Annotated in this window: 27 protein-coding genes and 1 riboswitch; of the genes, 23 read left to right on the top strand and 4 right to left on the bottom strand. The window is 64.8% G+C overall.

Annotated features, from left to right (window positions below):
* Positions 1–240: 240 nt before the first annotated feature.
* The 6 genes from AC3AYF_RS03825 to AC3AYF_RS03850 all read left to right on the top strand — a co-directional run bounded on the left by AC3AYF_RS03825 (position 241) and on the right by AC3AYF_RS03850 (position 5,806).
* Positions 241–1,713, top strand: a complete 1,473-nt coding sequence (locus AC3AYF_RS03825) for an alanine/glycine:cation symporter family protein (RefSeq protein ID WP_295034980.1) — start codon at positions 241–243, stop codon at positions 1,711–1,713.
* 94 nt (positions 1,714–1,807) lie between these two features.
* On the top strand, positions 1,808–2,143 hold the full coding sequence (locus tag AC3AYF_RS03830) for an EthD family reductase (protein ID WP_295034978.1): 336 nt from the start codon (positions 1,808–1,810) through the stop codon (positions 2,141–2,143).
* 217 nt (positions 2,144–2,360) lie between these two features.
* Complete coding sequence (locus AC3AYF_RS03835; protein ID WP_295034976.1) at positions 2,361–2,489, top strand: hypothetical protein; 129 nt, start codon at positions 2,361–2,363, stop codon at positions 2,487–2,489.
* Between the two features lie 112 nt (positions 2,490–2,601).
* Positions 2,602–3,285, top strand: a complete 684-nt coding sequence (locus tag AC3AYF_RS03840) for an RraA family protein (RefSeq protein ID WP_295034975.1) — start codon at positions 2,602–2,604, stop codon at positions 3,283–3,285.
* Positions 3,282–4,487 carry a pyridoxal phosphate-dependent aminotransferase gene (locus tag AC3AYF_RS03845; RefSeq protein ID WP_487779418.1) on the top strand — a complete coding sequence of 402 codons (1,206 nt, stop codon included), beginning with the start codon at positions 3,282–3,284 and terminating at the stop codon, positions 4,485–4,487. Before AC3AYF_RS03840 ends, AC3AYF_RS03845 begins: the two co-directional genes overlap by 4 nt.
* A gap of 59 nt (positions 4,488–4,546) precedes the next feature.
* Positions 4,547–5,806 (top strand): dicarboxylate/amino acid:cation symporter, encoded by a 1,260-nt coding sequence (locus AC3AYF_RS03850; protein WP_295034972.1) that lies wholly within the window; start codon positions 4,547–4,549, stop codon positions 5,804–5,806.
* Positions 5,807–5,830: 24 nt separating this feature from the next.
* Here the strand turns inward: AC3AYF_RS03850 and AC3AYF_RS03855 are convergent, their stop codons facing one another.
* Positions 5,831–6,736 carry a LysR family transcriptional regulator gene (locus tag AC3AYF_RS03855; protein ID WP_295034970.1) on the bottom strand — a complete coding sequence of 302 codons (906 nt, stop codon included), beginning with the start codon at positions 6,734–6,736 and terminating at the stop codon, positions 5,831–5,833.
* Between the two features lie 166 nt (positions 6,737–6,902).
* Here AC3AYF_RS03855 and AC3AYF_RS03860 point away from each other — a divergent pair, with 166 nt between their 5' ends.
* From AC3AYF_RS03860 to AC3AYF_RS03885, 6 genes are all read left to right on the top strand, one after another.
* Positions 6,903–8,246 carry an MFS transporter gene (locus AC3AYF_RS03860; protein WP_295034967.1) on the top strand — a complete coding sequence of 448 codons (1,344 nt, stop codon included), beginning with the start codon at positions 6,903–6,905 and terminating at the stop codon, positions 8,244–8,246.
* On the top strand, positions 8,243–8,923 hold the full coding sequence (gene pxpB, locus AC3AYF_RS03865) for a 5-oxoprolinase subunit PxpB (protein WP_295034966.1): 681 nt from the start codon (positions 8,243–8,245) through the stop codon (positions 8,921–8,923). The genes AC3AYF_RS03860 and pxpB overlap by 4 nt, the downstream gene beginning before the upstream one ends.
* Positions 8,920–9,891, top strand: coding sequence for a 5-oxoprolinase subunit C family protein (locus AC3AYF_RS03870; RefSeq protein WP_295034964.1), 972 nt, complete (start codon positions 8,920–8,922; stop codon positions 9,889–9,891). The genes pxpB and AC3AYF_RS03870 overlap by 4 nt, the downstream gene beginning before the upstream one ends.
* Entirely contained in the window at positions 9,888–10,343 is a 456-nt protein-coding gene (locus AC3AYF_RS03875; protein WP_295034962.1) for an acetyl-CoA carboxylase biotin carboxyl carrier protein, read from the top strand. Before AC3AYF_RS03870 ends, AC3AYF_RS03875 begins: the two co-directional genes overlap by 4 nt.
* Before the next feature lie 40 nt (positions 10,344–10,383).
* Positions 10,384–11,163, top strand: a complete 780-nt coding sequence (locus tag AC3AYF_RS03880; protein WP_295034961.1) for a LamB/YcsF family protein — start codon at positions 10,384–10,386, stop codon at positions 11,161–11,163.
* Positions 11,164–11,667: 504 nt separating this feature from the next.
* The gene (locus AC3AYF_RS03885) at positions 11,668–12,603 is read left to right on the top strand and encodes a pirin family protein (protein WP_295034959.1); all 936 of its coding nucleotides are present in this window, start codon (positions 11,668–11,670) and stop codon (positions 12,601–12,603) included.
* 148 nt (positions 12,604–12,751) lie between these two features.
* Here the strand turns inward: AC3AYF_RS03885 and AC3AYF_RS03890 are convergent, their stop codons facing one another.
* Positions 12,752–12,889 (bottom strand): hypothetical protein, encoded by a 138-nt coding sequence (locus AC3AYF_RS03890; RefSeq protein WP_295034957.1) that lies wholly within the window; start codon positions 12,887–12,889, stop codon positions 12,752–12,754.
* A gap of 98 nt (positions 12,890–12,987) precedes the next feature.
* Positions 12,988–13,641, bottom strand: coding sequence for a hydrolase (locus tag AC3AYF_RS03895; RefSeq protein WP_295034955.1), 654 nt, complete (start codon positions 13,639–13,641; stop codon positions 12,988–12,990).
* A 151-nt stretch (positions 13,642–13,792) separates the two neighbouring features.
* Between AC3AYF_RS03895 and AC3AYF_RS03900 the strand changes: the two genes are divergently transcribed.
* On the top strand, positions 13,793–14,692 hold the full coding sequence (locus AC3AYF_RS03900; protein ID WP_295034952.1) for a LysR family transcriptional regulator: 900 nt from the start codon (positions 13,793–13,795) through the stop codon (positions 14,690–14,692).
* A gap of 147 nt (positions 14,693–14,839) precedes the next feature.
* Here the strand turns inward: AC3AYF_RS03900 and AC3AYF_RS03905 are convergent, their stop codons facing one another.
* Positions 14,840–15,766, bottom strand: a complete 927-nt coding sequence (locus AC3AYF_RS03905; RefSeq protein WP_110708024.1) for a LysR family transcriptional regulator — start codon at positions 15,764–15,766, stop codon at positions 14,840–14,842.
* 252 nt (positions 15,767–16,018) lie between these two features.
* Between AC3AYF_RS03905 and AC3AYF_RS03910 the strand changes: the two genes are divergently transcribed.
* The 10 genes from AC3AYF_RS03910 to AC3AYF_RS03955 form a co-directional block, all read left to right on the top strand.
* A complete protein-coding gene (locus tag AC3AYF_RS03910; RefSeq protein WP_295034948.1) occupies positions 16,019–17,098 on the top strand; it encodes a 4-oxalomesaconate tautomerase in 1,080 nt (359 codons plus the stop codon).
* A 47-nt stretch (positions 17,099–17,145) separates the two neighbouring features.
* Positions 17,146–18,255, top strand: a complete 1,110-nt coding sequence (locus AC3AYF_RS03915; protein WP_295034946.1) for a type 2 periplasmic-binding domain-containing protein — start codon at positions 17,146–17,148, stop codon at positions 18,253–18,255.
* 40 nt (positions 18,256–18,295) lie between these two features.
* The gene (locus tag AC3AYF_RS03920) at positions 18,296–20,251 is read left to right on the top strand and encodes a tripartite tricarboxylate transporter permease (RefSeq protein WP_295034945.1); all 1,956 of its coding nucleotides are present in this window, start codon (positions 18,296–18,298) and stop codon (positions 20,249–20,251) included.
* Between the two features lie 213 nt (positions 20,252–20,464).
* A complete protein-coding gene (locus AC3AYF_RS03925) occupies positions 20,465–21,379 on the top strand; it encodes an MBL fold metallo-hydrolase (RefSeq protein WP_295034944.1) in 915 nt (304 codons plus the stop codon).
* An 83-nt stretch (positions 21,380–21,462) separates the two neighbouring features.
* Positions 21,463–21,547: riboswitch (Fluoride riboswitch) on the top strand.
* Between the two features lie 102 nt (positions 21,548–21,649).
* Positions 21,650–22,051 carry a fluoride efflux transporter CrcB gene (crcB, locus tag AC3AYF_RS03930; RefSeq protein ID WP_295034941.1) on the top strand — a complete coding sequence of 134 codons (402 nt, stop codon included), beginning with the start codon at positions 21,650–21,652 and terminating at the stop codon, positions 22,049–22,051.
* Positions 22,048–22,383 carry a DUF190 domain-containing protein gene (locus tag AC3AYF_RS03935; protein ID WP_295034939.1) on the top strand — a complete coding sequence of 112 codons (336 nt, stop codon included), beginning with the start codon at positions 22,048–22,050 and terminating at the stop codon, positions 22,381–22,383. Before crcB ends, AC3AYF_RS03935 begins: the two co-directional genes overlap by 4 nt.
* A gap of 95 nt (positions 22,384–22,478) precedes the next feature.
* The gene (locus AC3AYF_RS03940) at positions 22,479–22,856 is read left to right on the top strand and encodes an ArsR/SmtB family transcription factor (protein ID WP_295034937.1); all 378 of its coding nucleotides are present in this window, start codon (positions 22,479–22,481) and stop codon (positions 22,854–22,856) included.
* A gap of 7 nt (positions 22,857–22,863) precedes the next feature.
* Entirely contained in the window at positions 22,864–23,280 is a 417-nt protein-coding gene (arsC, locus tag AC3AYF_RS03945) for an arsenate reductase (glutaredoxin) (RefSeq protein ID WP_295034935.1), read from the top strand.
* Positions 23,273–24,025, top strand: a complete 753-nt coding sequence (gene arsH, locus AC3AYF_RS03950) for an arsenical resistance protein ArsH (protein WP_295034933.1) — start codon at positions 23,273–23,275, stop codon at positions 24,023–24,025. The genes arsC and arsH overlap by 8 nt, the downstream gene beginning before the upstream one ends.
* 199 nt (positions 24,026–24,224) lie before the next feature.
* Positions 24,225–25,267, top strand: a 1,043-nt coding sequence (locus AC3AYF_RS03955; protein WP_487779419.1) for an arsenic transporter, incomplete at its 3' end; no start/stop codon positions are given.

The raw sequence follows: 25,267 nt of genomic DNA on the forward strand, positions 1-25,267 counted from the left end.
ATGGTCAACGCCGATCCCGATTTCCGCGATCACGCCAAGGTGGTCAATGGCTGCTCGGAGCTGTTCACCGAGGTGCTGGGCGAGGCCGGTTACCATGCCCGCTCCGCCGTCGGTATGGGATCGCTGCCGCTGGGTGTGGTCGTCGAAATCGAGGCCATCATCGCCATCAGGTCGTGAATCGCCATCAGCAGTAGAAGATACGATGCGTTCCTTTCAAGACAATAATAACGGAGATGTCACATGCTCGATCTGCTCAACGAGTTGCTCTGGGGCAAACTGCTGCTGGTGCTACTGGTCGCCGTAGGCATCGGTTTCACGGTCGCCTCGCGTGGCGTCCAGTTTCGCTACTTCGGCCGCATGTTTCGCGTGCTCGGCTCGGGCCAGGCCTTCAAGCGCGAACAGAACGGCCACCTCAGCTCCTTCCAGGCGCTGGTGCTGTCCGTCGCCGGCCGCGTCGGCGGCGGCAACATCGCCGGTGTCGCGGTCGCCATCACCTTGGGCGGGCCCGGGGCGATCTTCTGGATGTGGCTGGTCGGCCTGATGGGCATGGCCACCAGTTTCCTGGAGTGCACCCTGGCCCAGACCTACAAGCAGGCCGAAGGGGATGGAACCTACCGCGGTGGGCCGGCGTACTACATCACCCGAGGGCTCGGTCCGCGCTGGAAGTGGCTGGCGAATGTCTATGCCGTACTGTTGCTGCTCACGTTCGGCCTCGCCTTCACCGGGGTGCAGTCCTACGCTGCGGCCACCTCCCTGGCGGACGCCTTCGGCTTTCCGGTCCTGGCTTCCGGCATCACGCTCGCCGTGATCGTCGGGCTGATCATCTTCGGCGGCATCAAGCGCATCGTCCGTATCTCCGACCTAGTGGTGCCGGTGATGGCCGTGGGCTACCTGCTGGTGACGCTGGTCGTGCTGGTCATGAACGTCGACAAGCTGCCCGGGGTGATCGCGCTGATCTTCCATAGCGCCTTCGGTCTCGAACCGGCGGTGGGCGGCGGCATCGGCGCTGCCATCATGATGGGGCTCAAGCGGGGACTCTTCTCCAACGAGGCGGGGTTGGGCAGTGCTCCCAACGTGGCCGCGGTGGCCTATGTGCCCCACCCGGTCAACCAGGGCATCGTGCAGGCCTTCTCGGTCTTCATCGACACCCTGCTCATCTGTTCCTGTACCGCCTTTCTGATCCTTCTCAGTGGGGTCTATGCCCCCGGCATGGACAGCGACCTGAGTGTCGTGGCCCTGACCCAGGCGGCCATGGCCGAGCATGTCGGCGCCTGGGGCAGGTCATTCGTCAGCGTCGCGCTGCTGTTGTTCGTCTTCAGCTCGATTCTCTACAACTACTATCTGGGCGAGAACAGCCTGTATTACTTCAGCCCCAATAATCGCTTGCTGACGACGCTCTATCGGGGGTTCGTGGTGATACTGGTGGGCTGGAGTGCAACCCGCGACCTGAGTTCGGTATTCGGCTTCGCCGACGTGACCATGGGGCTGCTGGCGGTCGCCAACCTGGTTGCCCTGATTCTGCTGTTCAAGCCGGGCCTGGCCATCCTCAAGGATTATGACGACCAGGTTCGACAGGGCATCGACCAGCCAATATTCGATGTCAGGCAACACCCCGGGCTCGATCTGGATTTGAAGTCCTGGGAAATAGAGCCAGGCGATATCGGGGTCGCCCAGCAGGGTATGAAGGGTGACTCCGCACTTCCCGATGGCTGAGTCATTACGCGAAGCAGCCCCGATAGCCCTTCAGACAGGCCACTATCGGCCAATGGCGGCGGGGCGGAATCATCATCACGAAGAGAGGAATACCATGTCTTATCAATGCGTCAAACGCCTCGGGCTCGTCGTCAAAAAGTCCGGCATGTCCCAGGAAGCGTTCGAGAAGCACTGGCTGACCGTGCATGCGGATCTTTGCAAGCAGTTGCCCGGCATGCTGCGTTATTCGGTGAACCTCGTCAGCCGCGAGGAGTTTCCCGAGTTCGGCTATGACGGTTTTTCCGAACTCTGGTTCCGTTCCGAGGAAGAGTTGAACGCGTCGCTCGCCAGCCCCGAGGGCAAGACCTTGCTGGCGGACCTGCCGAACTTCACGGAATCCATCTACCCCATACTGAGTCACGAGTATCAGCATATCTGGTCCGGCCAGTGAAGGATTGAACCTCGGGCGTGGCGCGTGGGTTGGTGGACCGGCCGCCGCAGCGCGGCTTTGCTTACCGAGCCTATTTCCCCGCCGGTCTGCGGCGCAGTGACGGCAGCCTTCCGGATAGCCGACCATGGCTGTACGTACCCATCTCCCTCACTCATCGATTGATTCAGCGCTTCCCTAACGAATGCCTCGAGCTGATGGGCTCGAGGCGCTGGCGAACATGTCCGCGGTCATCGAGGACCGTGGGCCTGCGCCCCAGGCCTGGTTCGTATTGCCGATCATCACCGTGGTGTTCATCAACATCTTCAATCCACTGATCGTCACGCTGTTCATCAACCTGTTCGCGTGACAGCTCACGGGAAAATATTCTTAAAAAGAATGTTTAAAGATACGAAAATATCGCTTTTTTGAGTTTATGGCCGTCGCTTACCGTAATCGAAACCGTAAGCCCGGAGTCCGACATGAACCCACCCTCCATCGCGTCCCGCGTCCCTGATCTGGCCGATCCCGCACTCGTCGAGGCGCTTCATGACATCGTCACACCGCATCTGAGCGACAACCTCGATCGCTTGAGCGGCATCCGCGGGCTCACGCCCTACCACGACGGCACGAAACTGGTCGGCACCGCGTTCACGGTCAGGTGCCGTCCCGGTGACAACCTCTATGTCTACCAGGCACTGACGCTGATCCGTCCCGGGCATGTCCTGGTGCTCGAAGGCGGGGGACATCTCGACAACGCGCTGATCGGCGAACTGATCAAGCTTTACGCCCAGCAGCGCGGCTGTGCGGGGTTCGTGGTCGACGGCGCCATTCGCGACGTCGAGGCGTTCGCCGGCGACAGCCTGCCGTGCTACGCCCGGGGTGCCGTGCATCGCGGCCCGTACAAGCACGGCCCCGGCGCGCTCAACGTGCCGGTCTCGGTCGGTGGTCAGGTGGTCAATCCGGGCGACATCGTCGTCGGCGATGCGGATGGCCTGGTCACGTTTTCACAGGCGGAAGCGGAGTCGCTGATCGCGGCGGCCCGCGCCAGCGCGCGCAAGGAGGCCGGCATCATGGAGGAGATCGCCACCGGCGCGCACCACCAGCGCTGGCTCGACGCAGTACTGTCGGCGCAGGGGCTCGACTACGGCAGGGAGCCCGCATGAGCCAGCCGTTTGCCGATCGCCTTGCGCGCATCCAGCCGTCACCCAGCGTCGAAGCCAATGCCCGCGTCACCGAACTGCGCGCCCAGGGCAGGGACATCGTCAACTTCACCATCGGTGAGCCCGATTTCGATACGCCGGCACACATCGCCGAAGCGGCGATCGCGGCGCTGAAAGCGGGCGATACCCACTACACGCCGTCGGCGGGCACGCCGGCGCTACGTCAGGCGGTGGTCGACAAGCTCGCACGTGACAATGGTCTCGACTACACCCGCGACGACGTGGTGATCGGTGCCGGAGGCAAGCACATCCTCTATCACGCCCTGGCGGCGACGCTGAACCCCGGCGACGAGGTGATCGTGCCGGCGCCCTATTGGGTCTCCTATCCCGATCTCGTCGCGCTCAACGAAGGCGTGCCGCGCATCGTCGCCTGCGATGCCTCGTCCGGCTTCAAGCTCACCGCGGAGGCGCTGGCCGGTGCGATCACCCCGAGAACGCGCTGGCTGGTGCTCAATACGCCGTCCAATCCCACTGGTGCGGTCTACAGCGAGGCGGAACTTCAGTCGCTGGCCGATGTGCTGCGTGAACATTCGCGGGGCGGGGTGGTCTCCGACGAGATCTACGAGCACTTCGTCTACGCCCCGGCCCGCCATCTCTCCCTGGTCAACGTCGCGCCGGATCTCAAGGCACGCACGCTGATCGTCAACGGCGCTTCCAAGGGCTACGCCATGACCGGCTGGCGCATCGGTTTCGGCGCCGGGCCGCGCGATCTGGTCCGGGCGATCGTCAAGCTGATCTCGCAGACGACGACCTGCCCGAGTTCTCTCAGCCAGGCCGCCGCGGTGGCGGCCTTCGCCGGCGATCAGGCGCCGGTGCGGGAGATGGCCACTCGCTACGCCGAGCGGCGTCGGCTGATGCTGGAAGGGCTCCAGTCGGTGATCGGGGTGAGTGCTTTCGCACCCTCGGGTGCCTTCTACGTCTATCTCGATGTCGAGGGGCTGATCGGGCGAGAGACGCCGACGGGGCAGCGGCTCCAGAGTGACGACGACGTGGTGCTCTACTGGCTCGAATCGGTCGGCGTGGCTGGGGTCAGCGGCCGGGCCTACGGCTTGTCTCCCTATGTCCGGCTCTCCTTCGCCATCGGTGAAGCGGCGATCCAGGAAGGGTGTCGGCGGCTCGGCGAGGCGTGTCGGGCGCTGCGCTGACGCCAGTTCCGTCAAGCGGTAACGATCTAACAATTCACAATGATGACAACGAGGCTCTCATGAGAATCGCCATACGAGGAGCGCGGGGCCTTCCTGCGCGCATTTTCATCGGTTTCGTGCTGGGGATCGCCTGCGGTTTGCTGTTCTCTGATGTCTCCCTGGCGATCAAGCCATTGGGCGACGCCTTCATCAGTGGCATCAAGATGCTCATCGTGCCGATCATCTTCTTCTCGGTTGCCGGCGGCATCGCCAACATGGGCGATGTCCAGCAGCTCAAGCGGGTAGGCGGCAAGACGCTGGTCGTCTACACGGTGATGACTGTCGTCGCGGGCGCCATCGGCCTCGCGGTGGCCTCTCTCATCCAGCCGGGGCAGGGACTCGAGCTCACGGCGAGCGCCCCCGCCGGTGCCGCGCCGGCGGGCCTGGACATCGGCCAGTTCCTGCTGAAGATGATTCCCAGCAATCCGGTCGAGGCGATGGCCAGCGGCAACGTCATCCAGTTGATCGTGTTCACCATCCTGGTCGGTGTGGCAATGGTCATGCTGGGGGAGCGTGCCGCCAGGCTGCGCGCACTGTTCGACGAGGGCGCGGCGGTCTCGTTTCGTATCCTCGACATGATCATGGCCGTCTCTCCGCTCGGCATCTTCGCCCTGATGGCCTACGCGGTCGCCAACTACGGCATCGATATCTTCGGCCAGATCGGCAAGTTCGTGCTGGCGGACTACGCTTCGCTGCTGGCGGTCTGGGTGGTGGCCTCGATCCTGCTGGTGCTGTTCACACGGATCTCCTACGCGCGCTTCGTGCGCAAGATGGTGCCGATCTGGCTGATGACCCTGTCGACCACCAGCAGCAACGCCACGCTGCCGGTGACGATGAAGGTCACCAACCGGGACCTCGGTGTGCCGCAATGGCTGTGCTCGTTCATGCTGCCGCTGGGCGCCACGATCAACCTGATGGGGGCGGCGGCCTACCTGTCGGTGCTGGTGGTGTTCGCCGCGGGCTTCTACGACCTGCCGCTGAGCCTGTCGCAGATGGTGAACGTGATCTTCATCGGCACCATCCTGTCAATGGCGGCACCGGGCATACCTGGCGGCGGCATCGTCATGGGCACGCTGATACTGCAACTGATGAACCTGCCGTTCGAGCTGGTCGGCGTGATCGCCGGCATCTATCGCATCGTCGACATGGGCCACACCACGCTCAACGTCTCCGGGGACGTGATCGGCGCGCTGCTGGTGGCGAAGAGCGAACGCCTGCTGGACACGCAGCGGGCGGCGTCGCCGGTGGCCGCCCCGCACCCCGCCGACGGTGCCTCCTGAAGAGGGCATCCGCCGGCAACGACGTCAGTAAGCGTTGAAATAGAGCTGGTCGAAGCAGCAGGCCTGTTTCGCCAGCTCGACGATCGCATCGTTGAGATTGGCCTGGCGATCGGCGCGGTAGAGCGCGCAATACCGCACGCGGGGCAGCCCGGGCGCGGTGTTCAGCACCTGGAGCATTCCGCGGTCGATCAGAAACTGCAGACAGTGGCGGGGTAGATAGCTGATGCCCACCCCGGCCAGGGTCAGGCCCACCTGCGCCAGCAGATAGTCGCTGACGAGGGTGTTGCGCAGCCGCACTCCATGCTGGGAGAACCAGCGCTCGTAGACCAGGCCGGTGCCGGAGTGGCTGCCCTGGGAGAGCACGGTGAACTCGGCGAGTTCCGCCAGCGTCAGGGTATGGTCCGCCGCCACCGTGCCGGGTGCCGCCATCCAGGCGTTCTCCACGCTCTTCAATGGCTGCGACACGAAGCGCGTATCCGAGAACACGTCGGGCACCACGATCATGTCCAGCTTGTCGTGTTCGAGCTTGGCGAACAGATCGCTGCTGAGCTCGATGGACGGTTCGATGTTGAGCCGGGGAAAGCGCCCGCGAATGCTCTCGATCAGTTGGGGAAGCCAGGTCAGGCCGGTGAGTTCGGTCACGCCGATACGAAAGTGACTCTGGATCACCGACTCGTCGCTGATTCGCTCGAGCAGGTGATCGCGTCGCTCCAGCAGTTCCCGCGAGAGCGTCAGCAGCTCGGCCCCCTTGTCGGTCAGACGCGCCGAACGCCGGCTGCGGTCGAACAGCGCCACGCCAAACGTCTCCTCGAGCTCCTGGATGCGTTTTGAGATCGCCGACTGGGTGGTGTGCAGCTTGTTGGCCGCGGCCTCGAAACTGCCCAGCTCACTGACCCAGTAGATCGCGTCGAGCTGCTTGAAGGTGATCATGGGAAAATCCTCGGCCCTGGTGCTGCAGATATCATTCCAAAAAAGAATGCTTTCCGTTGAAAAGATATCGCTAAAAATTGACGTTGACCATCTCATAGGATGGGAACGGACCTGAATACAACACCAACAAGCGGCGCTGGCCCGAGCGCGCAAGAGGAGAGTCTGCATGTCCCACCTAGCCGGTGAGGCCGCGGTCGCGGCGCGCCTGGATCGTCTTCCCGTCGGCCGTTTCCACTACCGCATGATCTTCCTGATCGGCGCCGGCCTGTTTCTGGATTCCTTCGAGATCGCGCTCGCCGCCAGCGTACTGGGCGCCCTGCTCAGCGACGGCTGGAGCACCCCATCGCTCAACTCGTTGTTCATCTCCGTCACCTTTGCCGGATTCATCGTCGGCGCCTGGTTCTCGGGCATCCTGGGCGACCGCCTGGGGCGCCGGTTCTGTTATCAGATCAATCTGGCCCTGTTCGGTTTCGCTTCGCTGGCGGCGGCGTTCACGCCCAACATGGAACTGCTCATCGCGCTGCGCTTCATCATGGGGATTGGCATGGGCGGGGAACTGGTGCTCGGCTTCGCCACGCTCAGCGAGTTCGTACCGCCGCACAAGCGGGGGCGACTGGTGGCGCTGCTCTCCTTTATCGCCCAGTCCGCGGTCTTCGTATGCGCGCTGCTGGCGATGTGGGTGATCCCCAACCTGGGCTGGCGGTGGATGTTCGGGCTGGTCGGCGTGGTCGCCATCGCCATCTGGCTGGCGCGCAAGAACATGGCGGAATCGCCGCGCTGGCTGGCGTCCCGGGGGCGGCACGAGGAGGCCCATGCGATCGTCGACGATATCGAGCGACAACTGGGCGTCCCTCGGAAGACGCCGGAGAGCCAGGCGCCGGTCAGCGCACCGCTGGCGCGCTCGTCGGTCACCGACCTGCTGCGTCCGGGGAGGCGTCGTGTCCTTGGCGTGGGGATCGCCATCATGGTGATCATCCAGATCTGCCTTTACGGCTTCGTCAGTTGGATCCCGACGCTGCTGGTCCAGCAGGGCATGGATATCGTCAAGTCGCTGCACTGGAACATGGTGATGACGCTGGGCGGGCCCGCCGGCGGTATTCTGGCGCTGTTGCTGGTCGACCGGGTCGGGCGCAAGGGCATCCTGGTGGTCGCGGCGGTCGTTGCCGCTGCGCTGGGGATGCTGTATCCGCGCCTGGGCGTCGAGTCCTGGGTGATGCTGACGGGGTTTTTGCTGCTCACCGCCATCTACGTCATCGTGGTGGTGGGGCAGGCGATCTATCTGTCCGAGTTGTTCCCCACGCGGTTGCGCATGCGTGGTACCGGCGTCTGCAACACCGTGGCCAGGATCGTCGCCACCTTCATTCCCTTCGTCGTGCCGGCGCTCCATGCGGCCGGCGGCATGCAACTGGTGACCGGGGTGCTATCGGGATGTCTGGTGGCGTTTGCCCTCATCGTGGCATTCGCCGGACATGAGACGCGCAAGCGCTCGTTGGAAGAGAGCAGTTCATGAGCCTGGCCGAACGCTACGCCGGCTTCGATCCGGTACTGCACCGCTACGGTAGCGACAGCCTGCTGATCGACCTGGCCGACGGGCCGTCGCCGGATCTGGCGCGACAGGCCTGCATCTGGCATCTGGACGAGGTGATCGCGACCTGGCCCGAGGTGGTCGAAACGGTACCGGCGGTCAACAATCTGCTGGTGGTGTGTCGCGACGCAGACGCGGTCGCGCGCATCAGCGAACGGCTGCGGCGGGGAGGGTTCGAGGGTGACGCCGGCGCCGTGCCGGGCCGCGACATCGCGATCCCGGTGCACTATGGCGGCATCGGCGGACCGGATCTGACAGCGGTGGCCGCGCACTGCGGCCTGAGCGTGAAGGCTCTTGTCGAGGCGCATTCGGCCGCCGTCTATACCGTGCTGTGTCTTGGCGCGCACCCGGGCTTCGGCTATCTCGCCGGCCTGCCCGCGGCGCTGAGCGTGCCACGGCGCGCTTCGCCGCGGGCTCGGGTCGAGGCCGGCTCGGTGGCGATCGGCGGCAGCCAGGCTGGGGTGATTGCCGCTCCGACGCCCAGTGGCTGGAATCTGATCGGGCGCACCGAGCTGACGTTCTTCGACCTGCAGGAACAGCCGCCCAACCTGCTGCGGCCGGGCGATCGGCTGCGTTTCGAGATCGCGGACATTCGCTCATGATCGAAATCCTGCAGAGCGGCGGGTTGACCACGGTGCAGGATACCGGCCGTCGTGGCCATGCCCGCCTCGGCATCGGTCGCGCCGGCGCCCTCGATGACCTGGCGTTGAGGGTGGGCAATCGCCTGCTGGGCAATCCGCCGCAAGCGGCGGGACTCGAGATCCTGCTGCCGCCGTTTCGCGCGCGGGTCGATGTCGATACCGATATCGCGGTGACCGGCGCCGGTGCCCGACTGCAAGCGGGAGGGAAACGTCTGCCGCCATGGTCGCGAATCACGCTCGCCGCGGGGGAGGAACTCGCGCTGGAAGCGCCGATGCAAGGCCAGGCGGTCTACCTCTGCGTGCGCGGCGGCATATCGGTCCCGGTGGTGCTCGGCTCTAGCAGCACCGATCTCAAGTTTGCCTTCGGCGGGCTCGAGGGGCGGCCGCTCTGTCGCGGAGATCGCTTCCAGGTGCCGGTATCGCCGGGGGCGCTACGGGCCTGCGCGGTCGCTCCTCCGGAGATGCCTGCGCTTGGCGCCTCTGGCGTGCCCGGCGTCGGGGCGGCAACGCCATTGCGGTTTCTGCCGGGCATGGAATGGTCGCGCCTTGGAACCCAACGCCAGCGTGCCCTGACCGCCAACCATTGGCGGGTGTCCCGCCACAGCAACCGGATCGGTTTTCGTCTGGAGGGAGACCCGATACCTCTGGAACGGCCGCTCGAAATGCTCTCCCACGGCGTGTTGCCGGGGCTGATCCAATTGCCGCCGGCGGGTGAGCCGATCGTACTGCTCTGTGATGCCCAGACCGTCGGTGGTTATCCCCGGTTGGGCGTGGTGATCGAGCAGGACCTGCGCCGCCTGGCTCAGACGCCGGTGGGGCAACGCGTGAGATTCCGGCCCTGCACGCCGGCGCAGGCCACCGAAGCCGAAGCGGAGGCGCATCGATGGTTTGCCGATTTCAGCCGTTGGCTGGAGGTATTCGACGCATGAACAGTGACACCTTGCCGTCGCTGTGCCGCGCGTTCGACGAGAGCGGGCTGGCGATGCTCGACTGGCGGGCACCGGGGTATCGCGTGCGGCTGATCGCCGCTGCGCGGCATTCTTCGCAGCGGCCCCCGACAGCGCCACCGGCGGTTGCGAACCCTGCCGGTCAGAGTGTGCTTCCCGAGACTAAGGGTATCGATGCCGGGCTTCATGCCGTCGCCAGCCCCGGAGTGGGCCGGGTCCGGTTCTCGCACCCGCTGATGGAGGGGGCGTTGGCCGGGCGGGGGGCAGCGGTTGAGGCCGGCGACGTCATCGCGCTGATCCAGGTCGGACCATTGATGTTGCCGGTGCATGCCGGCCTTGGGGGCACGATCACGGCACGGCTCGTCGACGAGGGCGATGCCGTCGATTTCGATGCGCCGCTGCTCTACCTGAAACCCTCGCCACCCGCACGCTGAAATCGAGAGACGTGACGCCCAACGACCCAGGAGACAGGGAATGAAGACGATCGACCTCAATGCCGACATGGGAGAGGGCTTCGGCCGTTGGAAGATGGGCGACGACGCCGGGCTGATGCAGGTCATCACCTCGGCCAACATCGCCTGCGGCTTCCATGCCGGCGATCCCGCCATCATGACTGAGACCGTGGCCATGGCCCTTGAGCGGGGCGTCGGCGTCGGGGCGCACCCCGGATTCAACGACCTGGCGGGCTTCGGCCGGCGGCGCATGCTCGATGTCGGCTACGACGAACTCAAGGCGATGATGCTCTATCAGCTCGGAGCGCTGTCTGCGATCGCGCAGAGTCAGGGCAGCCGTGTCACTCACTTCAAGGCGCATGGCGCGCTTGGCAACATGTCGGCGGTGGACGAAACGCTGTCGCGAGCGCTCGTCGACGCCGTGTTCGCCTTCGACCCGGCGCTGGTGTTCGTCATCCCGCCGTTCACCGTGACCGAGACACTGGCCGTCGAGGCCGGTCTGCGGGTCGCGCGGGAAGTGTTCGCCGACCGCGCCTACGCCGACGACGGCTACCTCCAGCCACGACGATTGTCGGGCGCCGTGATCGACGATGTCGATGTCGCGGCACGCCGTGTGGTGGAGATGGTCGAAACGCAGTCGATCACGACGCTCTCCGGCAAGCGCCTGGAGACGGCGATCGACACGATCTGCGTCCATGGCGACTCGTCCGAGTCCGTGGCGATGGCGCGCGGCGTGCGCAAAGCCCTCGAAGCCGCTGGCTGCCGGCTCGAAGGCGTAGCCAGCGGTGTCGGACAGCACTGATCCCGAACCGTCGCGTCGTCTCGCCTGGGCGACTCCGTTGCCGGTGGACGGGGCCGCCGGTTGTTCCCTCTGCCGTGCCGCCGCCAACGCCAGTTTCGAGCCTCTCCCCCTCGACCCGGCAAGGGTCGACGTCGACTTGCGGCACCTTCCCCAGCCATGGATATGGCCGCGGTGGTCAGCGAGGCCATCGCGTTGGCGCCAGCGCAGGAGGAGACTGTCACTCGTTGAACGGATGCGGTAGCGCCCTCGAATGCAAATCTGTGTCGCACGATGGGGAACGACACATCGAACATCGAGAATCCTCGAAGCGCGTTGAGCGGCTAGGTGCTGTTCAGATTCCAGGCTGGAGCCGGCTCGTCACGGCGCCTCTAGCGTTCCCTTTTCAGCAACACGGTTAGGCAGCCTCCGGTACTAGCCTTGACAGATTCCCGGGGCTAAATTGGCGCTTGATGGCAGTGGGTCCGACTTCACTCCTGCCGCACCTGCCGAGGAGAAGAGAGACCCATGAGCTGGAATCCCGCATTCGAGCCCGGATGCCCCAACGATGTGGGTATCGACGCGATCGAGACATTGATCATTCCGCGCGCCCGTGACCTGGGCGGCTTCGAAGTTCGACGCGCACTACCGGCACCCAAGCGGCAGATGGTCGGGCCGTTCATCTTCTTCGATCAGGCCGGGCCGGCGGAGCTTTTGACCGGCCAAGGCATCGATGTACGCCCACACCCGCACATCGGTCTCGGTACGGTGACCTATCTTTTTCGCGGGGATTTCCATCACCGCGACAGCACCGGGGCCGACCAGGTGATTCAGCCTGGCGCACTGAACTGGATGGTCGCTGGGCGCGGCGTTACCCACTCCGAGCGCACGACGAGTGCTGCTCGAAATGCCGCCAACGGCCTGTTCGGGATTCAAACCTGGCTGGCGCTCCCCGAAAGCCACGAAGAGATCGCTCCTTCGTTCGAGCACCACGGCAAGGCAACGCTGCCGGTCATTGAAGATGGCGGTACCCATGTTCGGCTGATCCTCGGTAGCGCCTACGGCAAAACCGCTCCCGCCACGATGTTCTCCGAGACTTTCTACGCTGACGTGACGCTCGAAGCGGGAAGCCTGCTGCCGCTACCGGATGACCACGAGGATAGGGGCATTTACATCGTCGAGGGCTCGATCTCGATCGCTGGCCAGGATTACGCGGCACCTCAGATGATGGTCTTCCGGCCCGGCGACCGCATTACCGTCGCCGCCGGTGCTCACGGTGCGCGACTGATGATTCTGGGTGGCGCCACGCTCGGCGGCCCTCGCTACATCTGGTGGAACTTCGTCGCCTCTTCCCGCGAGCGCATCGAGGAGGCCAAGGCCGAATGGCGTGCCGAAGACTGGGGCAATGGGCGCTTCGATCTTCCGATCGACGACCGGGCGGAACATATACCGCTGCCGGATTGATTGGCGCCAAACGAGGAATATCGACTGGTGCGCCGGAATGATCGGGAACGAAATCAACGACTGCGCGTAGCGGGGATGGATCGCAGCGTTGCCGTGAAGACGCGGTCGACTTTGGGGATGAACCAGTCATCCCTATTTTGATGGCCGGCTACAGGCTGGCCATCGCGTTCATGGGTCGAAGCTGGAGCCGATTTTCAATGAGGTGCCAGACGATGGGCTGGGCCGTTTTCGCCCCCCAGTCCTTGTAGAAGAGGTTGATGCCATCCTGCGCCGTGATCGTCGCCATCGGGATACTCCCTTGTTCAGCGTGGTTCGGTATCGTTACCGCGCAGGGGCGGGTGACGGGCCCGGACAGGTCGCGTCCGGGGCCCGCGCCCTATCAGGTCAGCCCGCGTTGCCGGGCACCGGCGTATTGAGCAGTTGCTGTTCCCACAGATAGGCGATGCCGCTGCCGCTGAAGTGTTGGATGAGAATCTCGGTCAGCTCCTCGACATGCTCGGTGCGGGCCCAGTCGCGCTGCCATTCGCCAGCGAGCGCCATCACGGTCATCGGGTTCGCGCCGGCCGCGATCATGCGCTGGACGGCCACCTCGTGAGACTCCTTCGAAATGCCGCCTGATGCATCGGTGATCACGGTCACGTCCCAGCCCTCGCCGGCGGCCTGGATGACAGGCATTGCGACGCAGACTTCGGTCCACAGCCCGGCGATGATCAGCTGCTTGCGACCGGTCGCCTTGACCGCTTCCACCACATTCTCGTCCTGCCAAGTGTTTACCCAGGTGCGGTCGATGACTTCCTGGTCCGGAAAGACATCGGTGATCTGGGGGAATAGCAGACCACCGCGTCCCGCGATGACGCTGGTGAGAACGGTCGGCACATTGAAGGCTTTTGCCAATTTCGCCAGCGCCGTCGTGGAGTTGACCACGGCTTGCGGGTCGTGGCTGTTCAGGTTCGCGAGCTGGTAAGGCTGATGGTCGATCAGAACGAGTACCGAGTCTTCGGGACGGAGGAGCGATTCAAGGCCGTTACGAAAGGTCATGGCTATTCTCTATGTCTGTCATGATGGGTGGCGTTATCGTGCCGGGAGGCTGCGCCGCTCGCGACGCCGCCTGGATGGACATTGCCGCGCCTGAAACGGATTCGGTAGTGATCGTCCGTGTCGAGCTGTGTCGCGGAATGGGGAACGTGGAATGGATATCGAAGAACTGCAGACATTCGTGGAAATCGCCGACGCGGGAGGCGTTTCACCCGCCGCACGCCGGCTCGGTGTCTCCAAGTCGATCGTCAGCCGGCGGCTGTCGCGGCTCGAATCGGAGCTGGGTATCCAGCTTCTGGCACGAACCACCCGCGGCGCGGCGCTTACCGAGGCCGGAGCCACGTTTCGTGACTATGCAGCGAGAGTCTGCGCCGAGATCGATGTGGCCAGGGAAACGATCCTCCCCGCCGGCGACCTTCGCGGCCGCTTGCGTGTTGCCGCTCCGCTTTCCTTCGGCCCGACGCATTTCGCTCCCGTGCTGGCGGAAATGGCGCGACGTCACCCGCGGCTTCACATCCATACCAGTTACAGCGACCGCTTCGTGGACCTGATCGCGGAGGGCTACGATTGCGCGATACGGGTTGGCTACCTGCAGGACTCGGACCTGGTCGCAAGACGTGTCGGCCCGATCTCCGGGAAGCTCGTCGCCAGCCCGAGCTATGTCGAGGCGCACGGCGCGCCCGCAACGCCGGACGAGCTCGTCGAACATCAGGCCCTCATGCAAGGCACCGAGACCTGGAAACTCCTGGATGGCGACAAGACCATCACGGTTCGCCCACAGGGCAGCTTCAAGGCCGACAACGGTCTGGCCCTGGTCGCTGCGGCCGTCGCTGGGCTCGGGATCGGCTACCTGCCTGATTGCCTCACCCATGAGCACGTGGCTGCCGGCGCGCTGGTACCGGTAATGACGGACCATCCGCCCCCGCCGGCAGGAGCCTACGTCGTCCGGCCGCCAGGCCAGTATCCCTCCCGCAAGATCCGCGCCCTCACCGAACTGCTGATCGAGAGCTTCGAACAGACCCCGCAGCGCTGGGGCTTGGGTATCGACGCATGATCGGTTCGATACCTCGTCCCGGCCAGGCCTTGGCCGGCATGGCCGTGGACGCGGCTCGACCCGTCGTGGTCATGGTCGATCACTTCGACCTTGTCCTGCTCACGTCGCAAGGGCTCCATGGGCGATTGGTCGACGGGAGCTGCGTCGTTACAAGTTGATCGGCCCGGTGCTGCCCTCGACGCCGCTCTTGTCCCAGTGTTTCAGCAGCGTTTCGACGAAGCGTTCCGCGGCCGGGGAGAGCGCGCTGTCCCGGCGTCGCACCATGCCCAGGGTCCGTTTCACCAGCGGCTCGACCAGGGGGCGCTGGACCAGCAGCGGGTGCTCCTGGTCGGGCATCGACAAGCGGGGGACCGCCGCCACGCCCAGCCCGGCCTCGACCATGCCGAGCGAGGTCGACAGGTGCTGGACCTCGTAGAACCAGGTCGGTCGCTGGGTCAGCGACGAGAGTTCATGGTCCAGCAGCATCCGGTTGCCGCTCATCTTTCCCACCCCGATCAGCTTGTGCGTGCTGAGCTCGCTCCAGGTGACGCTGTCATGCGCCGCCAGCGGATGGTCGTGCCGGCACACCAGCACGAACGGCTCGACGACCAGGGGGGTAAAGACGATATCGGGGTGATGCCCGCTGAGCATGTTGATGCCGAATTCCGCCTCGCCGCTGAGCACGGCACCGAGTCCGTCGTTCGCGCTCAGGTCGAGAAGGCGAATTCGGATATTGGGATAGCGGGCGTTGTACTCCCGAATGACCGCCGGCAGGAAATAGAACGCGGCGGTGGGAATGCAGGCCAGCGTGATCTGGCCGATCCGGTTCTCGGCCAGGGCGCGAATGTTGAACAGCGCATGGTCGAACTCATCCACCAGTCGTTTGGCCTGGGGGAAGAAGTCCCGCCCCACGGTGGTGAGCGACACGCTGCGAGTCGTGCGCGCCAATAGCGGCGTACCCAGGATGGATTCCAGCTTCTTGATGCGCCGGCTCAGGGCGGGCTGGGAGAGATTGAGCGACTGCGCCGCCGCCTGGAAGCTCTCCAGTTCCGCGACCTTGAGGAACGCCTGGATCTGCTGCAGCTCATAGTTCATGACTTAAAACCCATGGTTCATGGCTCAAAACTTATAGTTCATTGGTCTAATGCCGCCTCGGCAGACGTCTCTGTAAATTGCAGCGCCTGAAGCATTTTTCTCTTCAATATCAATTGGTTGTATTTGTCCTGCCCATTGATGTGTCTAGTGCATCAATGCCCACGATAATTGCATTGGATCGCTTGATACAAGCGTGCGAGTTTGCCCTCCACCAGTGGCCGCGGGTCGGCCGAAACGTGGAAGGAACGATCTATGCAAGCCATTCCCTGCGTGCTGATGCGCGGTGGTACATCGAAGGGCCCGGTATTTCTGGGTAGCGATCTGCCCCGGGATTCTGCCCGGCGCGACGAGATGCTGCTGGCGCTGATGGGGTCGGGCAACGAGCTGGAGGTGGACGGCATCGGCGGCGGTTATCCGCAGACCAGCAAGGTCGCCATCGTGTCGCCCTCGTCGGAGCCCGGCATCGATGTGGATTACCTGTTCGTCCAGGTCATGGTCGAACAGCGGCGCGTGGATACCTCCCCCAACTGCGGCAACATGCTGAGCGCGGTGGGCCCCTTCGCCATCGAGCAGGGGCTGGTGGCGGCCCGGGGCGATGTCACGCGGGTCACGATACGCAACGTCAACACCCAGAGCGTCATCGACGCCGATATCCAGACGCCGGACGGACGGGTCACTTACGTCGGCGAGACGCATATCGATGGTGTCCCCGGCACGGCCGCGCCGGTGTTGCTGGAGTTTCGCAACGTCGTGGGAGCGAAGACCGGCGAGCTCTATCCCACCGGCCATCCACGAGACGTCATCGACGGCCTCGAGGTGACCTGTCTCGACGCCGCCATGCCCATGGTACTCATCCGGGCGGCGGATCTCGGCAAGCGGGGTGACGAGTCGCCGGCCGAGCTAGACGGTGATCGCGAGCTGATGGCCAGGCTGGAGTCGATCCGGCGACAGGCCGGGGCCGCCATGGGGCTGGGCGATGTCGCCGACAAGGTGATCCCGAAGCCCGTCCTGATCAGCGCGCCGCAAGCGGGCGGTACTCTGCAGGTGCGCTATTTCATGCCGCACCGGTGTCATCGCGCGCTTGCCATCACCGGTGCGGTGGGGCTTGCCGTGTCATGCGCCGATGCACGCGGGATCACCGACGGTCTCGCCAGCTTGCCGGACGACAGCGGACTGATGGAGTTCGAGCATCCGAGCGGGCGGTTGGGCGTCGTCAGCCATTGGCCCGCGGGGCAGCAGTGGCCGCGCTGCTCGCTGGTGCGTACCGCTCGTCGGCTGTTCAGCGGTTCGGTATTCGTCCCGGAAACGCTGGAGCTGGATGCCGCCGGCTGAGGACGTCGGACACGCCATCCAACATAAAACCAAGAGAAGGAGAGGATATGCACGCCAAGCCGAAACTCTCGCGAATGCCTTGCCGGCGCTGGTGGATCGCCTGTGCGCTGGCGCTGTTACCGCTATTCGCCGAAGCCGACGATGCCCAGCCCACGCCCGACACGCTGACCTGGACCGTGCCGTTCGGGGTCGGCGGGGGCACCGATGTCTGGGCGCGCTTCATGTCGCACTGGATGGCGCAGTCGCTGCCCTCGCATCCCGCCATCGTCATCGACAACGTACCCGGGGGCGGTTCGATCACCGGCACCAATCTCTTCTATACCCGCGCTCAGCCCAATGGCGAGGAGATGCTGGTCACTTCGGCCTCCACGCAGTTCCCGGCCATGCTCAAGGATCCGCGGGTCCGCTTCGATTACGCCAAGTGGACGCCGATAATTGCCGCGCCCACCGGTGGCGTGGTCTACGTCCAGCCGCGTTTCGGCCAGGAGACCGGCGAAATCCTCGCCAATCTGCGCGAGGAGCCGACGAAGTTCGCGATGCAGACGCCGACCGGGCTCGAGATGCCGGTGATGCTGGCATTCGACATGCTGGGCCTGGCGGTCGAGCCGGTCTTCGGCATGCGCAGTCGTGGCGAGGGGCGCCTGGCGTTTGAGCGTGGAGAGGCCGGGGTCGATTTCCAGACCACCTCTGCCTACTTCAGCAGCGTCGCGCCGCTGGTCGAATCCGGACAGGCCGTGCCGCTCTTTTCGCTGGGCGTGATGAACGAAGAGGGCGTGATCGTGCGTGACCCCGCCTTCCCCGATCTGCCCACGTTCTCGGAACTCTATCTGGCCCAGCCCGGCGCCAGCCGAGACGACGTCGCCTACGAGGTCTTCCACAAGTTCTTCGCCTCCGGCTACGCCCTGCAGAAGCTGCTGCTGGTGCCCAAGCAGGTCGACGCCAAGCTGCTGGCGGGCTATCGCGCCGGTGCCAAGGCGCTGACGACGAACGCGGACTTTCTGGCCGCCGCACGTCAGCAGGTCGGACCGTACGAACCGGTCGTTGGAGAGGTCGCCGCCAGGCAGCTGGCGTCCGCGATGGAACTCAGCGATGCCCGTCGTCAATGGGTCGTCGACTGGCTCAAGGATCGTTACGGCGTGCGGGTCGTGACGCGTTAACTGATTCGTCGTCGCCGAGACGGTATGAGGAGACAACACAATGATAGATGCCTTGGTCGCGAGTTTAGGTGAGGTATTCAGTGCCTCGCATCTGGTCTACATGGGTCTGGGGGTGATGATCGGTCTGCTGGTCGGCATCATTCCCGGGTTGGGGGGTATCGCCGGCATGGCGCTGCTGCTGCCGTTTCTCTACGGCATGGAGCCGGGGTTGGCGCTGGGCATGCTGATGGGCATGGTCGCGGTGATCCCCACGGGAGACACGTTCACCTCGGTGCTGATGGGAATCCCCGGCTCGAGCGCCTCCCAGGCCACCGTGATGGACGGCTTCCCGCTGGCCAAGAAGGGGCAGGCGGCGCGGGCGCTGGCCAGCGCCTTCCTGTCATCGCTGTGCGGCGGCGTCATCGGCGCCATCGTGCTGACCGGGTTCATCCTGGTCGCGCGGCCGCTGGTGCTGGCGTTCTCGTCGGCGGAGCTGTTCGTGCTGACGCTGCTGGGACTGGCCATGGTCGCGGTGCTCTCCGGCGACAGCCTGTTCAAGGGCATGGCCGCCTGCGGTCTGGGGCTGCTGGCCGGGGCGATCGGGACGGCGCCGGCGACCGGCGAGTTTCGCCTCAACCTGGGGGTCGAGTATCTGTTCGACGGCATCCCGCTGATCGTCGTGGGGCTGGCGATCTTCGCATTGCCGGAGATCGTCGATCTGCTCATCCGGCGCGGCAGCATCGCCCGGGAGCAGACCTCGCTGGGGCACGGATGGCGCCAGGGCATTCGCGACGTCGTCGACAATCGCGGCCTGGTCGCCAAGTGCGCCGGCATGGGGAGCCTCATCGGCACCATCCCCGGGCTCGCCGGCTCGGTCGTCGACTGGCTCACCTATGCGTTCGCATCGAAGACGGCCAAGGGCGAGAAACATTTTGGCCGGGGCGACATTCGCGGGGTCATCGCGCCGGAATCGGCCAACAACGCCTGTGCCTGCGGAGCCATGGTGCCGACGCTGCTGTTCGGCGTGCCGGGTTCGGGCACGGCGGCGATTTTCCTGGGCGGACTGCTGCTGCTGGGACTCGAGCCCGGGGTGAGCATGATCACCACCCATCTGGATCTGACTTACACCATCATCTGGTCGCTGGCGCTGGCCAATATCCTCGGTGCCGCGCTGTGCCTGATGCTGGCGCGTCCGGTCGCCCAGCTCACGCGAATCCCCTTCGTGCTGCTGGCGCCGGTGATCACCACGCTGATTCTGTTCGCCGCCTTCCAGGCCACCCGTTCGCTGGGAGACTGGTACACGCTGGTCGCCATCGGCGCCATCGGGCTGCTGTTCAAGCAGGCCGGCTGGTCCCGTCCCGCTTTCCTGATCGGCTTCGTACTCGCACCGGGTGCCGAGACCTACTTCTACCAGAGCGTGCAGTTCCATGGCATGGCGGCGTTTCTTCGCCCCGGCGTCATCATCATTTTGGCATTGATCGCGCTGGCGTTTGCCATCCCGCTGATCAAGCGGTTGCTCCAGCGCCGGCAGCAGCCGCTGGCGGTGGGTGCCGACGTCAACCGCCAGACGGCCGACACGCCGGCGCCGACCTTCGGCAAGATTGATCTGGTACTGGTCGTTGGCATGCTCGCACTGGCGGCTGGTGCCTGGTACGACGTCAGCGGCATGTCGATGATCGGCGGCATCTTCCCGATGCTGGCCATCGCGATCATGGCCGTCGGCGCCTTGCTGGCCGGCGCCCAGGCGTGGAAGGGGCAGGCGAGCTGGGTCAGCCAGCCCATCGGCCAGCCGCTGGTCTGGCTCGGCGGGCTGCTGGCCCTAGTCGTCGTCGCCTCGCTACTCGGCTTCATCAGCACCGCGGTCCTCATGACGCTGGGCTTCATCCGGTTCGTTGCCAGGGCACGCTGGTCGGCGGCGCTGCTGGTCGCCATCGGCATCGGCGCCTTCCTGCTGGGCATGCAGGCGCTGCTGAACCTGCACTATCCCATGGGCTGGCTGGACGCGATGTTGTTCTAGCTTCCCGCGCGTCTGGACCTCACGTGCCTCAGGAAAAGAACGCTGGAACCAGGACGGCACCGGTGACACCGGTGCCGTTTTTTTCGGCCTCGAGAGCGACTGTGCCCCGGAGGTATGACCGCAGGCGCCAAACCGGTCTTGGAGTTTAAAATCGATATAACGTTATAACCATTCAGGCGTTACTCTAGGGGTATGCTTTCCCAAGGAGCCGTCATGAATACCTTCGCTCTCTCCCGAGGTGATACGCATGGGGGGCGACCCGACGTCGCCGGTTTTTTCGATCCCCGCACCTTCAGCATCCAGTACGTCGTCAGCGACCCCGCCACGCGCCGTTGCGCGATCATCGATCCGGTGCTCGATTACGATGAGAAGTCCGGCGCCACGGCGACGTTCCAGGCCGATGAGCTCTTGGCCTACATCGAGCGGGAGGGGCTCGCGGTCGACTGGATTCTGGATACCCATCCCCACGCGGATCACTTTTCCGCCGCGCGCTATCTGCATGACAAGACCGGTGCGCCCACCGCCATCGGCCGGCCGGTCACGCAAGTGCAGGCGCTCTGGAAGGCGATCTACAACTGGCCGGACCTGCGGGACGACGGCAGCCAGTGGGACCATCTGTTCGGCGAGGGGGACATCTTCAAGCTGGGCGAGATCGATTGCCGCGTGATGCACTCGCCGGGCCATACGCTGGCCTCGATCACCTACGTGATCGGCGATGCGGCCTTCGTTCACGACACCCTGTTCCAGCCCGATTTCGGCACCGCCCGCGCCGACTTTCCCGGCGGGAGCGCGCACCAGCTGTGGCACTCGATCCAGGCGATCCTGGCGCTGCCCGACGAGACGCGCCTGTTCTCCGGCCACGACTACATGCCCGACGACCGCGAACCGCAGTGGGAATGCACCGTGCGCGAGCAGCGCGAGACCAACAAGCATCGCCTGAATGAGAGCAGCGAGGCCGAGTACGTCGAACTGCGCAACCGTCGCGACAGCGAATTGCCAATGCCGAAGCTGATCCTGCACGCGCTGCAGGTCAACATCCTCGGCGGACGACTGCCCGAGCCGGAGAGCAACGGCAAACGCTATCTGAAGATTCCGCTCGACGCCCTGGAAGGCGCGGCGTGGGAGTGAGAGGGCGCCACTCTGCGCATCAATAGGGCAGCGTGGCGTACCGGGACTGCCAGTGGCGCGGCCGGCGCGTTCGGTGCTAAGGTCTTGCCGTGGGAGATGGCATTCCTCCCGAGCGGCTTTCCCGATCGCTCGAACCACCGTCTATCGGTTAATGATGCCTGCGAGGCGCTTCGGTCGAGGCGTGTCAGCAGGTGTCCGTCTTTCCTTCCTGGCTGGCTCGTCTCCTCGAGCGGATCATTTTACGAAATGGATTTATCGAGGACGTCTGGTATGTGGTTGTCCGTATTGTCGATCGGCGCCGGTGCCGCGATCGGCGCGAACCTGCGGTGGCTGTTGGGTGTCTGGCTCAACGCCCTGTTTCCGGCGATTCCGCCCGGCACCCTGGTGGCGAACCTGCTGGGGGCGTGGCTGATCGGTATCGGCATCGCGTTTTTCGCGCAACTGCCCTCGTTGTCGCCGGAGCTCCGGCTGTTCGTGATCACCGGTTTCCTGGGTGCGCTGACCACGTTTTCCACCTTCTCCGCCGAGATGTTCGGCAACATCCAGGCGGGGCGCTGCGGCATGGCGCTGCTGGGCATCGGCATTCACGTGGTGGGCTCGCTCGCCATGACCGGACTGGGCTTTTTGACCTACGGCGTCATCCAGAACCTGCTGGGAGGATCGCAACAATGAATCGGCTCAAGAGCGGTTACGAGGTGATATTCATCGTGCCCGAATCACGCCGCCACGACGGCAAGCGTGTCTACGACTGGATCGTCGAGACGGCGAAGGGCCTGGGCATCGGCCGGATGACCCAGCGCGGCGACGTCGAGGGGACCGGGGCGGATGGCAAGCTGCACTCCGCCCATTTCTTCGACCTGGCCGACCAGCCCATCGAGCTGATGTACGCGATGGACGAGGAGACGGCGGAGCGCTTCGTGACGGCCGTCGAGGCAACGGGGGCGCCGGTCTTCTGCATCTGCCGGCCCGTCCACTTCGGTCAGCTGAACGACAAGAGCGGCTGAGATCGGCGCAACCGGTGGCTCCTGAGGGAGCCAATTCCGTTGGATCTTCCTCCAATGCCATTGCCAGGGTTTTATATGTCTTATATTCTGGACATATGGACATAAATTGCGTCACTCAAAGCTTTGCCGCCCTGTCCCAGGAGACGCGGCTCGAGGCCTACCGGCTGCTCGTGCGCCACGAGCCCGAGGGGCTGCCCGCCGGCGAGGTCGCGCGTCAGCTCGACGTGCCGCACAACACCATGTCGGCCCATCTTTCGGTGCTGGCGCGGGCGGGGTGGGTCGTCTCCCGGCGGCAGAGCCGGTCGATCATCTATCGCGCCGATCTTTCCCACATGAGAGAGACGATCCAGTTCCTGGTGCGTGACTGCTGCGCCGGGCATCCGGAGGTCTGTGAACCGTTCCTGTCGGCGCTGGGTGGCTGCGCCGCTGAAGACGAGCAGGGCGGCGAACGGAACCTCGAAGACAAACCGTGAGGGCGTCATGAAACCGTTGATCTATCACAACCCCGCCTGTGGCACGTCGCGCAACACGCTGGCGATGATCGAGGCCTCCGGCGAGACGCCGGACGTGATCGAATACCTGAACACGCCGCCCACGCGCGAGCGCCTGGTCGAGCTGATCTCGATGATGGGCATCACGCCGCGAGAGCTGCTGCGCCGCAAGGGCACGCCGTTCGAGGAACTCGGCCTGGACGATCCGGCCCTGAGCGATGACCGGTTGATCGACGCGATGATGGCGCATCCGATCCTGATCAACCGGCCGATCGTGGTCACCGACAAGGGGGCCCGGCTGTGCCGACCTTCGGAGCGCGTGCTGGCGCTGCTGGCCAACCCGGTGGCGACGTTCACCAAGGAAGACGGCGAGGTCGTGCGGGCCGATGAGGCCGGGCATGAGTGATAAAGACCTGAGTGCGATGAGCGATTCGGTCGACGCCGACGATCTGCCCAATATCGATCCGGAGAAGCTGCAGCCGATCGATATCGAGGCGCTGGTGGGCGCCGACGCGCCGCGTCATCCGCCGAGGATTCTGGTGCTCTATGGCTCCCTGCGCGAGCGCTCCTTCTCGCGGCTCGCCTCCGAGGAAGCGGGCCGACTGCTGCGCTGGTACGGCTGCGAGGTGCGCACCTTCGATCCTTCGGGCCTGCCGCTGCCGGACGACGCCGAGGCGGAACACCCCAAGGTGCAGGAGCTGCGGGCTCTCGCCGAGTGGTCCGACGGCATGCTGTGGGTCAGCCCGGAGCGTCACGGCGCCATGACCGGGGTCATGAAGGCCCAGATCGACTGGATCCCGCTGTCGCTGGGGGGCGTGCGCCCGACCCAGGGCAAGACGCTGGCGGTGATGGAGGTCTCCGGCGGCAGCCAGAGCTTCAATGCGGTCAATCAGCTGCGGATCCTGGGGCGCTGGATGCGGATGATCACCATCCCCAACCAGTCCTCCGTACCCAGGGCATTCACCGAGTTCGACGACGCCGGACGCATGAAACCCTCGCCGCTCTACATGCGCATCGTCGATGTCTGCGAGGAACTGGTGAAATTCACCTGGCTGACGCGGGGGCGTTCGGCCTATCTTACCGATCGCTATTCCGAGCGGGTCGAGAGCGCGGAAGCACTCTCGCGTCGCGTCAATCAAGGCACTCACTAGGCTCTGTACGAAAACTGCCTGCACTCGGCAATACGGCGTTAAAAACCGGCTCAAGATGCTCATTTACACCCCGTAAACTCCGCGCTTTCGCCGATTTTTGCCTTGTCTTGCCTTCGCTCGCCGACTTTTCGTACAAACCCTAGAACGTACTGGCTAAACGTACTCACTAAAAAGTACTCACTGAACGCAGGGGCATTCGATGCTGGCACTGGCTATTTTCGTCGTCACCCTGGTCCTGGTGATCTGGCAGCCCAAGGGCCTGGGGATCGGCTGGAGCGCCCTCGGCGGGGCGCTGGTGGCACTGCTGGCGGGCGTGGTGCAGCTGTCCGACGTCGGTGTGGTGTGGGATATCGTGTGGGATGCGACCTTCACCTTCGTCGCCCTGATCGTCATCTCGCTGATTCTCGACGAGGCCGGATTCTTCGCCTGGGCAGCACTGCATGTCGCCCGTTGGGGCAACGGCCGCGGGCACCTGCTGTTCCCGCTGGTGGTGGTGCTGGGCGCGGTGATCGCGGCGTTCTTCGCCAACGACGGTGCGGCGCTGCTGCTGACCCCGATCGTGATCGCGATCCTGCTGCGGCTGGACTTCGCGCCACCGGCGGCGCTGGCGTTCATCATCGCCACCGGCTTCGTCGCCGATTCCACCAGCCTGCCGCTGGTCATCTCCAACCTGGTCAATATCGTCAGCGCCAACTACTTCGACATCGGCTTCGACCGCTACGCGGCGGTCATGGTGCCGGTCAACCTGGTCTCGCTGGCGGCGACCCTGGGCGTGCTCTGGATCGCCTTCGGCCGTCGGATTCCCAAGCGCTACTCGGTCGAGGAACTCGATGCCCCGCGCTCGACGATTGTCGACCCGCTGGTCTTCCGCGCCGCGTTTCCGCTGCTGGCGGTGCTGCTCGCCGCCTACTTCGTCACCGCGCCGCTGGGCGTTCCCATTGCCTTCGTGACCGGGGCCGCGGCGATCGTGCTGATGGCGATCGCCGGTCGCTGGTGGCAGGGCGGCAAGGGCGCCGCCGTGTCGGTCACCGCGGCGCTCAGGGGCGCGCCGTGGCAGATCGTGCTGTTCTCCATCGGCATGTACCTGGTGGTCTACGGGCTGGGTAACGCGGGCCTGACCGACTACGGCGCCCGGGCACTGCAGTGGCTGGCCGGGCAGGGCGACTTCGTTGCCACCATCGGCACCGGATTTCTTTCCGCCATCGTTGCCTCGGTGATGAACAACCTGCCCTCGACGCTGGT

The sequence above is a fragment of the Salinicola sp. genome, from assembly GCF_982684285.1.